Raw genomic sequence first — 11,858 nt, 5'->3', positions numbered from 1 at the left:
CTCAATCAAAGCCAGTCATCCCCCGATTACTCGGTTTAGACTGAACGAATCGCACCCAGAGTTAAAGAGTCTCCGTCGAGGCCAAGTTATTGGCGTTGTCACAATAGTTGATTGCCGATTCTCACAAGTTGCATCTGGCTCGAGAATGGCTGGGCAATACCACTGGAAGCTGGAGAATCCGCGAGAGATTACACCGATTCCTTACATTGGGCGGTTGGGAATTTTTGAAATGCCAGATGAACTGGTGAGGAGTGCGATCGCAAGAGTGAAATCAGTCCTTTCTCTTTTCTCTGGTATCGGCGGACTCTGCCACCACGGAATATCAGCCGCGGGTCTATCCCACAAATTCCGAGTCCAGCAATTTGTCGAAATCTCGCCTTATTCTCAATCAAAATTGCGCCATGAACAACCAGGAATTCCAATCCACGCAGATATTACCAACTACCACTGCCACCGAGGACAATTCGACATTTTGTGCGGGGGATTCCCCTGTAGTGGCACCAGTAACGCTGGAGATAAAAAAGGACTTAACAACCAGGGATCGCCAAAATTTACATCTGTGTTTGAGGTAATTTTGTTTGCGACTATCATACGTAATTACACGAGAAATCATCTTGATGAGATATCTCAAAAAGATTGCTAGTAAATTATTTGACGATTATTTCCAAATATATCTGCAATAAATCTTTAAGACTTGGTATCAATTATGGCAGTAAATCAATTAAATGCCGAATTGAAGTATAAAATTTATCAGGCAGTTTGAGGTTTGATAAACGAATTAAAGATAGAATCAGAAAAATTATCCCAACTTTTAGCTATCCATTGACAACGGAGGTGCAACATAATTTCTGCGTTATCTTGAAGCCAAAACTTACTATTACCTTTCATCCGTAAATTAACAACTTGGCGAATTAATTAAGGCAAATTCTCTAATTTTTTGCTCACGTTCTCTGAAAACGCGTCCATCCCATTCTGAAATATTCTTTAGTTCTAAAAGTTTCGTAACTTGTTCTTGAAAGTTTTCTAATGATTTGCTTAAATCGAAAGTAGAATATATATGATTTTTCATAAGCGCGTAGGCACTCCCTGTTTTGATGTCAGATATCAAAACCTTTACTCCAAAGGGAATCCTACTTTTTTTTGCCACAAAAACGAGTCATCTTCAGACCCTACAATAGAACCGGAAATTTAAAGCAGTGTTAATACGCCTTTTAATGTATAAATATTTATATTGTACTTAAATATATTTATTAGCGATCGCTGGTTTTTGATCCGACCTCACAAAATCGCGTTGCTCCCTACACAGCAAAGATTTTGAAAGTTAAATGGCGGCTTACGACAGCCTCGCTAATTTCACCCCTACTTATTAGTCTTTGGCATTGCACTGTCAAGGGTTTTCGCCAATTCTAAGTTCCTGTTTGGAACGCTTGAGTGCTTCAAATAAAACTTGAATTTGGGTGTAAGCCTCTTTGTGGGAAATTGTACCTTGGTTGCTTAATCCATAGATGTCGCTAATCTGGTGCGTAAATTCCTGTAAATTAGCGTTAAAAAGGAGGTTCTCTAAAGTAAATTTTCCCTTGTAGCTATTCATAAGCTCCTGCTCTAAAGATAATTAAAAAAATTGATTCATTATTGCTTTCTATGCCCATTTGTGTCGAAAACTATAAGTTCAATGAGAACAGGCTTGTTACGTTGGTTGTCGTCAAAACTTATTCGACCGTAATCGCACAGATGTTATTCATAATCTTTCTGTACTGTGATTAGGATTTTCAGCACCAAATATGACTGAAAAAATCGTAGTCTTAGAGGAGGTGAGACTTGTGGGTAGGTCGAATAAAGATTAAAAGATAACCTCCTGATTAGGTCAAATAAAAAGCTCTTTTCCTGTAATATGACAGAGGGTTGTTTGGTTTGCTCATTTAGTGATTGACTACGAGATAAAACGTAAAGCTTTGAAGAACGTATAAGTTAACAGCTTTCCCCACTCTTCCCAGTCAAATATTATGTTTGAGTAAATGTTTTAGTTTATGTATAAGTTATAAAAATTTTCATAAAACGTTCAAAAGTGGTAGATAAAATTGAATTTATTTACCTAGTAAGATACAAGAAGTATTTGATGTTTTATGTTTTAGTGAAAAGTCAGGGAACTAATCAGGAATTTTGCGGAGGTCAAGAGTTAATCAACAGAAAGTAGTGTACTTTTCTGGGTTGAGCTATTGCTTATCCAAAAGTTTCGTTTAAAAACAAAGAATTTTGGGGTTGCTTTAATGCTAAGTCCTGTATTAACAGTCAGTATCTTTCAAAAACAATCCGACCCTAAAGTATTTTCAGCAGGCCAAGTGATCTTTGAAGAAGGACAGCCTGGTGATGAAATGTATGGGATTCTCGAAGGAGAGATAGATATATTAGTCAATGGCAAGATTGTAGAAACCATTGAAACGGGGGAAGTTTTCGATGTCGGGGTACTTGTAGGAGTTAAAAATAGAACTTACACAGCTGAATGGCACTAAGTTAAGCGCAAAGCCATGATATAGCTGGCTTTTGGGTGTGGGGTGTGGGGAATAAGAAGATGTTGAACTTCTTGACGCAACTAAAATTTAATTGTCTTAAAAACTACACCCTGCCCCGTCCAGGTTTCAGCTTTTCTTAGTGCCATTCCTTACACAGCTATCGCCAAGGTAGATACCAAACTGGTTTTTCTTAATGAGGAAGAGTTTCTCTTTGCCGTTCAGGAAACACCCATGTTTGCCGTAGAGGTGATCTACTGATGGCTGATGAACTGCGAAAGCAAATTGTTTATAGGAAGGATGGGGTTCCCAGCCTCTCAGCTTGTGAAGAAGCCAGTTTGGAAGTGAATCAGAATAAACTGGCTTATCTGAGTTGACGCGATCGCAGGTACTATCTAATCCGTCAAAACCTTTTCTCATAAACATTTATGATTCGCGGAAAAGTCTATTTAAAATTCGTTCTAATTGCAGTTTAGGATTGCGATATAATTGCCTAAATTTAGCGTTTAAAGTCTTAATAAGAGCAATAGAGGGAAATTGTTTGTAAGAGCAATTATGTTTTGAAAAGGGGTTAAATAGCGTGTTAATTGTATAACTTCTACTAAAACGTTCAAAAGGTAGAGGTTATATTGGGCAAAATTTGTAACTATTAAATGTGCGGCAAAAAAACTCAAGATGAGATTCAATTTTAACTTGACAATAATCTAGCCAAATTTCAGAAAGCTACTGCAACCTTCCTACCGATCGCAACCATTGAAGAGGCTGAAAAAGCAACCTTAGAAGCGATCGCCGCTAGACTAGATGCCGAAGCCGCTGCGGTAACTACAAAGAAGTAAGACACGATTAAAATAAATTGTCCGGATTAGGAATCACGCGTAGGTTTTGCCTAAAAAATAAAAATGTGTAGGTTGTGATAAGACTAATTATTAAAAAAAGCATATATATATGAATAGATTATCTCCCACTGATATCACAGTACACTCCCAATTTCTAGCTTCAGTGACTGAACAACTAAATCAAATTGACCTCACCCAACAAACAAACCAATTTGATAGTTTGTTTGTTGCCTGTATTTGTGTCGCAGCAGTCTTCTTCTATATCGGAGTTCGGGTTAGAAGGCGGCACAAAATACGCGATGAACTAATAGCAATCCGGCTACGGCAAATTCAAACCCTAGAAAGAATTTGGCAAATGGCGGCTGAACGCAGAGATTAAGCTGCCAATATTTTTTGCCTTAGCGCTGCCAAAAATAATCCTAAAGATCACTGCTTTAGGTGCAGAGTTTCTGCTGTAGTTTATACCAATTTAAAAAATATTTACGGTAGATCCAAACTTGGAAACCCAGATTTAATCTGAATTACGAATCTTAACGGAGTTGAATATCTTATGTCACTCAATCGCCCATTTGAATCTGTATCTTCCGAGCCAACTGCCGATCTGAAAAACAGTGCTGCAAACAGCTCAGGTTCAGTCTTAGCGCCAGTATCTACAGATCGGATTAGTACTGACGAAACCGCTTCTAAACCGCCTCCACAGCGCAAGAGATGGCTTTGGGTTATACTGGCGGTTCTGCTGATTGGCGGCGGGGGCTTTGTAGCTTGGCGACTGTTAGGCAACCGAGAAGCTCCGCCGCCACAGGCACCGCCTCTTCCAGTTAAGGTGCAAACTCTTGAATCGAGTCAAGTTCAATCTACTTCTGAGTTTGTCGGCACATTAGAAGCCCAGGAGCGCGTTTCGCTTCAGCCCCAAACTCAGGGGCGAATCGATCGCATATTTGTAGCCAGTGGCGATCGCGTCAGCAAGGGAACGCCGATTTTGTCTCTAAGTTTGGATCAGACTACAGCCAATATTTCCAGCGCTATTGCTGTGGTTAACTCTAATCGGGCAGCTGTCACAACTGCCCAGGCACAGCTAGAAGCCAAAAGTGCCGATCGAGTAAAAGCAGCAGCAGATGTGAAATTACAGCAAGTGCAGTTCCAGCGAACTAAGGTGCTTGTAACTGAAGGCGCACAGGCAAGGCAACAACTCGATATTGCGAAAAACAACCTAGATGCAGCGATCGCCACCCTAAATGCTGCCCAAAAGCAGGTAAATGCAGGCCAAGCAAGTGTCAATCAGGCACTATCAAACGTCCAGCAAGCCCAGGCTGAAGTGGCCTCAAATCAAGTGAATCTGAGCCAGAAGCAGATAGTTGCACCGCTTGATGGTATAGTTGGCGATTTCTCCGTCAAAGTAGGCGATTATGTGAATACTGGCGGTAACTTAACCACAATTACCAAAAACGATCTCCTGGATATGCGAATTTTGGTGCCATCCAACAATGCTGCCCAATTGCTTCGAGGATTACCTGTAGAGCTACTAGATGCCAACACAGGTAAGCGTTTAACCACCGGCAATATTAACTTTATCTCGCCACAAGTGAATACATCTGCCCAATCTATATTAGTGAAAGCTCGATTTGGTAATTCAAATGGCAAATTGCGGGATGGGGAATATGTTCGCGCCCGGATTGTCTGGAGCCAGCAGACGGGAATTTTGATTCCGACTCAAGTGGTGAATCGCATTGGTGGACAGAGTTTTGTTTATGTGGTGGAAGAAAACAAATCTCAGGAAAAGGTGGTAGAAGAAGACAAGTCAAAACAAAAGCCGCAATTCGTTGTGCATCAAAAACCTGTGAAGTTGGGTGAGGTGCAAAGCGAACGCTATCCTGTTTTAGAAGGAATTAAACCAGGCGATCGCATAGCGGTGTCCAATATCCTCAAACTACGCGATGGCATACCCGTTCAACCACAACCTTAGTTTAAACGCATAGGCGTTTCCCTTTCCCGCAGGGGTAGGGGGCAGAGGTAAACGCAGAGGGACGCAAAGAATTAAGAAATCTTTATACCAATTCTCTATGAAGATGCGCCTAATTATTTTGGGACATAGCAAATTATCTTTAAAAAACCTCTGCGTATCTTTGCGCTAACCTTTGCGTCGGCAGTCACTCATGGGGAGCCAGTGTGTTGGGCGGCTCTGCCGACTTAAAGCAACTGGCGTGGAAACCCACTTGGCGTTAGCCTCTCCCTTTGGGAGAAGACCGCACTGCCTCACCTTTGCGTTGAAAAAAAATCGGTCTTAGGAGTTAATCATCATGTCGATCGCAGACACCTTTATCAAGCGACCTGTCTTATCAACAGTTTGCACCATCTTAATCTTGCTGATTGGTGGTATCTGTATTCCCTTACTGCCGATTAACAACTTACCGGAAATTGCACCGATTCAGGTACAAACCTCCAGCACCTATATTGGCGCAGATGCCCAAACTGTTGAAAATACTGTATCAACCTTGGTTGAGCGGCAAATAAACGGGGTTGAGGGGATGCAATACATGACTTCAACCAGTGGTAACAATGGTACCAGCACCATTTCAACTCAGTTTGACCCAACGAGTAACCGTAACATTAACCAAGTCAACGTCCAGAATCGAGCCGCGATCGCCGAACCGACGTTACCTGAGTCTGTGCGGCAAACTGGACTGACCACCCTAGCACGTTCTAGCAGTATTCTCCTAGTTTATGGCTTCTATGCCGAAAATAGCGAGTACGACAACATCTTTTTGAGTAACTATGTTGACCTGTACATCACCGATGCCATCAAGCGCGTCCCTGGTGTGGGAGATGCAACTCTGGTTGGGGAACGCCAATATGCGATGCGGCTATGGCTTGACCCAAACGCTTTAGCCAGTCGGGGTTTGACGGCAACGGATGTTAGTAGTGCCTTAACTTCTCAGAATGTTCAGGTGGGGGCAGGGTCGATTGGTCAAGCGCCCACGAAGGCAAATCAGAACTCGAATTTCCCCCTACGTATCAATAGTAGATTAAAAGATGTTGGCGAATTCGAGAACCTAGTAATTAAGACCCAAACCGATGGGACACTGGTTAAACTCAAGGATGTGGGACGAGCCGAGTTAGGTGCACAGGACTATACAACATCGGCATTGGTACAGGGCAAACCCGGCGCTGCCATGTTGATCTATCAACTTCCGGGCAGTAATGCACTGAATACTGCCAAAGCCGTGGAAGCCCAAATTGCAGAGCTAGAGAAAAACTTTCCCCCCGGTTTGAAAGCGGTTATATGCTACGACACTACCAAGTTTGTAGAAGTCTCAATTGAAGAAGTGGTCAAGACGCTGATGGAAGCGATCGCCCTAGTGGTGCTAGTGATTTTCATCTTTTTGCAAGATTGGCGTGCTACCATCATTCCGGCGATCGCTGTTCCTGTATCCCTGGTTGGTGCATTGGCCTTTGCATATCTCCTGGGCTTTTCGCTCAACACGTTGACCATGTTCGGATTAGTACTGGCAACAGGTCTGGTTGTAGACGATGCCATCATCGTGGTAGAGGGGATTGCCGCTAAGATGGAACAAGGCTTAGACCGACGGCAAGCGGCTTTTGAGACGATGGGAGAGCTTTCAGGGGCGGTGATTGCCACCTCTTTGGTGTTGATGGCGGTATTTATCCCGGTGTCCTTTTTTCCGGGTGCGACTGGCATCATGTATCGGCAATTTGCACTGATTATTATCTTCTCCATTGGTATTTCTTTATTCAATGCCCTGAGTTTCACCCCCAGTATGTCGGCACTTTTCCTGCATCATACCGAGGGGGAAGGGCGAGGGCCACTGGGCTGGTTCTTTCGGCAGTTTAACCGGGGCTTTAGCTGGGTGCTAAAGCAATACGAGGGTCTAACCAAGTTCCTGATCCGCATCCGCATGTTTGTAGTGGGGGTATTTATCCTCGGACTGGCAGCTACGGTGTTTATCTATCTTTCCGTCCCCAGTGGATTTGTGCCAGATGAGGATCAAGGTATTATCGTCGGTCTGATTCAGGCTCCCGATGGTGTCTCCCTCGCCTCCACCGAAAAAGTGACGCAGACTGTGTATCAAACCCTGAAAAAAGAAGTGCCTGAACTGTCAGCGTCTCTCGTCATTGGCGGCTTTGGTTTAAACGGCAATGGACCCAATCAGGGGACGTTTTTCTTTAACCTGAAAGAGTGGAAAGAGCGCGAGGGTGAAGAACATTCGGTGAAGGCCATCGTGCAACGGCTAAATAACATCTTCGGCCAAAATCAGGATGCCTTGATCTTCACCTCCAACCTACCCGCCGTCTCTGGTTATGGCGTCACAGGCGGCTTTGAATTTCAACTTCAAGACCGCAGCAACGGACAACTGAGTATCGATCAATTTTTGGCGATCGCGCAACAGTTGATTGCCAAAGCCAATCAGAATCCCGCCTTGCGCCAAGTGTTCACTCAATTTACCGCCAGCACTCCCCAGTACGAGATTGACATTAACCGCGATCGCTTAGAAGCCCTCGATATCGATTTTAGTGAGGCAATGAGTACCCTGGGCGCTTACATGGGCGGACAGTATGTCAATGATTTTACCTTCTCCCAGCGCAGCTACCGAGTATACATCCAAGCAGATGAACAGTTTCGCAACTCTCCCGACAATATTGGTCAAATTAATGTCCGTTCCAGAGGTGGTAACATGGTGCTACTGAATGAAGTGGCCAAAGTGACTCCGATTACAGGGCCGCAAACCATCAGCCACTTCAACTTATTCCGCTCCATCAAGATTCAAGGTAGTGCTGCCCCTGGTTACAGTTCTGGGCAAGCAATTGAGGCGATGCAGCAGACTTTTAAGGAGATTGACCAGCCCGGTTTGGGTTATGACTGGACAGGGATTTCCAGAGAAGAAGCCAAGTCTGGCGGACAAACGATTCTGATCTTTGGTCTTGGGATCGTGGCTGTGTTTCTCATCTTGGCAGCGCAGTACGAAAATTATATCGACCCAATCATCATCCTACTGACAGTACCCTTTGCGATTTTAGGCGCTCTGTTATTCGTCTCAGTGCGCGGGTTGGTCAACGATTTATACTGTCAGGTGGCACTGGTGATGTTGATTGGTTTGGCGAGTAAGAACGCGATTTTGATTGTAGAATTTGCCAACCAATCGCGGGAGAAAGGAATGACCATCGCCCAAGCCGTAATCCATGCAGTTGAACAGCGACTCCGCCCGATTCTCATGACCACGATCGCCTCCCTATGTGGATTCCTTCCCCTAGTACTGTCATCCGGGGCTGGTGCAGCCAGCCGGACATCCCTTGGTACGGCGGTGTTTGGCGGGTTATTTATCTCCGTCATCATGAGTCTGCTGCTGGTGCCTGTCCTTTATGTGGTGGTGAAAAACCTCACAGACTTTACCTCTAAAGGTAAGCCACCCCAATCGCCTGAACCTACTGCATCTGGGGATTTAGCCTCTTTGAATGGAAAGAGTCAAGTAATAGTCGTCAAGTCTCAGGGAGATGCCCCTGCTTAACTGCTTGAGAGCGATCGTATCCCCATCGCTCTCAAGCTTGACTTCCAATTCCCACTTAATCTAAAAGACGCTCTCTACGAACGCGAACAGCGTGTCGCAGACAGACGCTCTTGCTAGCTTGATTCTCCGCAGGAGTACGCGGACTCGTTGGCGGCAGCCTAAGAAGAGAAGACGCAGCGCTATCGTCTAATCCAAAATCTAAAATTGAAGCGGGGCATGTATCAAAAAACTTTTTTAATCCAAAATCCAAAATTGGCACGGTCAAATTAATCATTCACACGATGCTATGAAACTTAAAATTCCTTCTTGGATCGGTACCACTATCGGGCTGTTGAGTATGGGAATGATGCCAGCTCTCGGTGCTGAACAAATAAAATTTTCTTACAGTCTTTTAGAATTTTCTCTTCCTGTTACTGATTTAAAAACTTATGCTCAAGAAGGTAAAATTAGCAGTCAACTAGTATCATATAAAAAGCACCTCAAACCAGAGGATATTGCTCAATTGCGTCAGGTTTTGACTGAAAAACACAAATTAAGTCCCGTAGCAGTCTCTCAATTTCTCTATTCAGAAATTGGAGAATCGATGTTAAAATCTGCGGGTGAATTGATTCAAACAGATTCAAGACAAAACGGTTTTTATGCAATTCGTGCGGCGTTGATTCTAGCGGCGGCTGATCCAGAGGGATTAACACTCCTGAATACGATGCGCTACTTCCCTTCACAGAGTATTCGGATTAACACTGAAGAGCTTTTCGCACTGATGAATAAACTTTCAACTCTGAACAAGGAGACAAATCAAGCTCTCTCTGTAATTGATCGACAGTCTACTACAGAAGCATCGACTGAACCACCTGTAGATATCTCAAAATTACCAGAGTTATACAACAAGTCAGGGCCGTTTTCTTGGCAGAAAAAAGCGATCGCGTTTGTGGATACTAATCGTAAATCCCTGACTGGAAGTATTAAAACTAGAGTCATTCAGACAGATATTTATTTACCTAAAAGTCAATCATCCGCACCAGTTGTAGTCATTTCTCATGGACTAGGTTCCGATCGTGAGAGCTTTGCTTACTTGGCAGAAAATTTAGCATCCTATGGATTTGCTGTTGTTGTTCCTCAGCATCCTGGTAGTGATTCTCTCCAAATGGAAGCACTACTCACAGGGAAAAGCCAACAAGTATTTGCAGACACAGAATTAATTGACCGACCTTTAGACGTAACTTTTATACTCGATCAATTAGAACAGCGTTCAACATCTGATCCCTGGCTACAAGGAAAAATCAATGTTCAACAAGTCGGTGTGATTGGACAATCTTTTGGAGGTTACACAGCCTTAGTCTTAGCTGGCGCACGCATCAATATTAATCAATTGCAGAAAGATTGTAAATCTGAACCCGATCCGGTCAATGTTTCGTTGTTGTTGCAGTGTCGTGCTTTAGCACTGGGAAAAAATTCTCCTGATTATGAACAGATACAACAAAACTTAAGCAACCTAGATTTACGCGATCGCCGAGTTCAAGCTGTGATTGCTCTGAATCCAATTACTAGTAGTATTCTTGGGCAAGCAGGTCTGAGCCGAATCGAAATTCCTGTAGTCATTGCTGGTGGAGCCTCAGACACGCTTACTCCCGTCTTGTTGGAACAAGTACAAGCATTTTCTTGGTTGACTACCAAAGACAAGTATTTGGGTGTTGGTGACAAAGGGACTCATACTGATTTGATTGGTGGTGTGAGTAGCGTAATTTTATCATCTTCTAACCGTTTCTCTGGACGCGATCCAGAATTGGGACGCACTCATCTTCAGGCTTTTAGTACAGCTTTCATGAAAGTATATCTTGCTCACCAGACTGAATATCGTCCTTTTCTAAGTACATCTTATGTGAAGAACTCAAATCGCGATGAACCGATCAAGGTCTATTTCGTCAGATCGCTACCACCAGGATTTCCCCAGGGATTAGTTCGTAAGAAATGAGATTAAATAATTAAGTATTCTTTCTTTTTACTTTTTACCAAATTCGGTAGGTTTAAGTCCCCCGGTTCAAAAAATAAGCAAGTATGTAAGAGGATGTTTGAAAAGTAGTTAGCTGTGATTTTAGGCACTTGTTGGTCCCCCCTAACCCCCCTTAAAAAGGGGGAAAACGGAGTTAAAGTCCTCCAATTTATCGGGCGATTTAGGGGGATCTAAAACGTTTTGCTACCAACAACAGGACTTTTCAAACATCCTCTAAGTCTTGTTCTAAATCCCTGTTACAAAACTGTACTTCCGACTTATTTAATTTTTAATTTTGCCAAGTTGTACTAGATAGAATTTCAACCTAAACAGATGAATTTCAAGGCTAACGGCTGGCAAGATCCGGATTATGTGCTTGTGTTAATGCACTAAGATTCACAGAATTCGCACTGTTTCTAGTGGCAGGTAACTGTCCTAAATCGGGTAAATTTGCTACCAAAATCTTTTTAGCACCCACATCAGTTAGAGAATTGATTGCCGTTGTCACATTTTTAACAGGAATAGTTGCACTGCTTATCCCTTGCAAATAATCATTTGCTCCTGCCCACAGCACATACAAAGCATCTGAATTCGTCTTTTGATGTGTCTGCGTAAACGACTGCACTTGATTTAGCAAGCAAGGTACATAGCTGTTGCCAATACTGCCAGTAGTAGATCCTCCATAAGCAAAGTTATTAGTTTGTTTAGAGGATAGATGCAGGGATTCGGCAAGATACTCAATCCAAACCCGACCATTCGAGTAACGCCCTTGAAAGTAAGCTGGGTTAGGCGGGTACATTCCTCCTGTCGCCCGGAATACCATCCCTGTATCCGAAAGACTATCCCCAAATACATACAGTTCTGTAATAGACTCATCCACAAATGGCAAATGCTCACGGGGACTGGGTTTGAGAAACTTGGGTACAATAGGCGATCACTAAAAGGAGCTACGAAAAAATAAGTATTTGAGAGCATTCAGAGGCAAAAAATTAAAATTAGGGTG

The 11,858-nt window shown here is 43.3% G+C and carries 9 protein-coding genes and 3 pseudogenes; 7 read left to right on the top strand and 5 right to left on the bottom strand.

What is annotated here, in order from left to right; translation table 11 throughout:
* The first annotated feature begins 145 nt into the window (after positions 1-145).
* A complete protein-coding gene (locus HWQ42_RS12645) occupies positions 146-643 on the top strand; it encodes a DNA cytosine methyltransferase (RefSeq protein WP_292812438.1) in 498 nt (165 codons plus the stop codon).
* Positions 644-750: 107 nt separating this feature from the next.
* On the opposite strand, the pseudogene HWQ42_RS12640 reads toward HWQ42_RS12645, so the two are convergent.
* The 3 genes and pseudogenes from HWQ42_RS12640 to HWQ42_RS12630 all read right to left on the bottom strand — a co-directional run.
* Positions 751-915 (bottom strand): annotated as a pseudogene (locus HWQ42_RS12640) (ISLre2 family transposase); the annotation flags it as partial.
* Positions 896-1,147: a hypothetical protein gene (locus tag HWQ42_RS12635; RefSeq protein WP_292812434.1), complete on the bottom strand. Its 252-nt coding sequence runs from the start codon at positions 1,145-1,147 to the stop codon at positions 896-898. The pseudogene HWQ42_RS12640 and the gene HWQ42_RS12635, both read right to left, overlap by 20 nt.
* A 240-nt stretch (positions 1,148-1,387) precedes the next feature.
* Positions 1,388-1,591: a hypothetical protein gene (locus tag HWQ42_RS12630; protein WP_179075810.1), complete on the bottom strand. Its 204-nt coding sequence runs from the start codon at positions 1,589-1,591 to the stop codon at positions 1,388-1,390.
* A 676-nt stretch (positions 1,592-2,267) separates the two neighbouring features.
* Between HWQ42_RS12630 and HWQ42_RS12625 the strand changes: the two are divergent.
* A pseudogene (locus HWQ42_RS12625) lies at positions 2,268-2,498 on the top strand (cyclic nucleotide-binding domain-containing protein); the annotation flags it as partial.
* Positions 2,499-2,660: 162 nt separating this feature from the next.
* A pseudogene (locus HWQ42_RS12620) lies at positions 2,661-2,768 on the top strand (cyclic nucleotide-binding protein); the annotation flags it as partial.
* A gap of 454 nt (positions 2,769-3,222) precedes the next feature.
* Here the strand turns inward: HWQ42_RS12620 and HWQ42_RS12615 are convergent.
* Positions 3,223-3,348, bottom strand: coding sequence for a hypothetical protein (locus tag HWQ42_RS12615; RefSeq protein ID WP_292812420.1), 126 nt, complete (start codon positions 3,346-3,348; stop codon positions 3,223-3,225).
* Between the two features lie 104 nt (positions 3,349-3,452).
* Here HWQ42_RS12615 and HWQ42_RS12610 point away from each other — a divergent pair, with 104 nt between their 5' ends.
* The 4 genes from HWQ42_RS12610 to HWQ42_RS12595 all read left to right on the top strand — a co-directional run bounded on the left by HWQ42_RS12610 (position 3,453) and on the right by HWQ42_RS12595 (position 10,837).
* Positions 3,453-3,722 carry a hypothetical protein gene (locus HWQ42_RS12610; protein ID WP_292812419.1) on the top strand — a complete coding sequence of 90 codons (270 nt, stop codon included), beginning with the start codon at positions 3,453-3,455 and terminating at the stop codon, positions 3,720-3,722.
* 171 nt (positions 3,723-3,893) lie between these two features.
* Positions 3,894-5,306, top strand: coding sequence for an efflux RND transporter periplasmic adaptor subunit (locus tag HWQ42_RS12605; protein ID WP_292812418.1), 1,413 nt, complete (start codon positions 3,894-3,896; stop codon positions 5,304-5,306).
* 334 nt (positions 5,307-5,640) lie between these two features.
* Entirely contained in the window at positions 5,641-8,865 is a 3,225-nt protein-coding gene (locus HWQ42_RS12600) for an efflux RND transporter permease subunit (RefSeq protein ID WP_292812416.1), read from the top strand.
* Positions 8,866-9,151: 286 nt separating this feature from the next.
* On the top strand, positions 9,152-10,837 hold the full coding sequence (locus HWQ42_RS12595; RefSeq protein ID WP_292812415.1) for an alpha/beta hydrolase: 1,686 nt from the start codon (positions 9,152-9,154) through the stop codon (positions 10,835-10,837).
* A 364-nt stretch (positions 10,838-11,201) separates the two neighbouring features.
* Here the strand turns inward: HWQ42_RS12595 and HWQ42_RS12590 are convergent, their stop codons facing one another.
* Positions 11,202-11,735: an SGNH/GDSL hydrolase family protein gene (locus HWQ42_RS12590; protein ID WP_292812414.1), complete on the bottom strand. Its 534-nt coding sequence runs from the start codon at positions 11,733-11,735 to the stop codon at positions 11,202-11,204.
* Positions 11,736-11,858: the final 123 nt, after the last annotated feature.

The sequence above is a fragment of the Nostoc sp. JL23 genome, assembly GCF_017115065.1.
Taxonomy (GTDB): Bacteria; Cyanobacteriota; Cyanobacteriia; order Cyanobacteriales; family Nostocaceae; genus Nostoc; species Nostoc punctiforme_A.
This window is presented reverse-complemented; position numbering and strand designations above follow the sequence as displayed.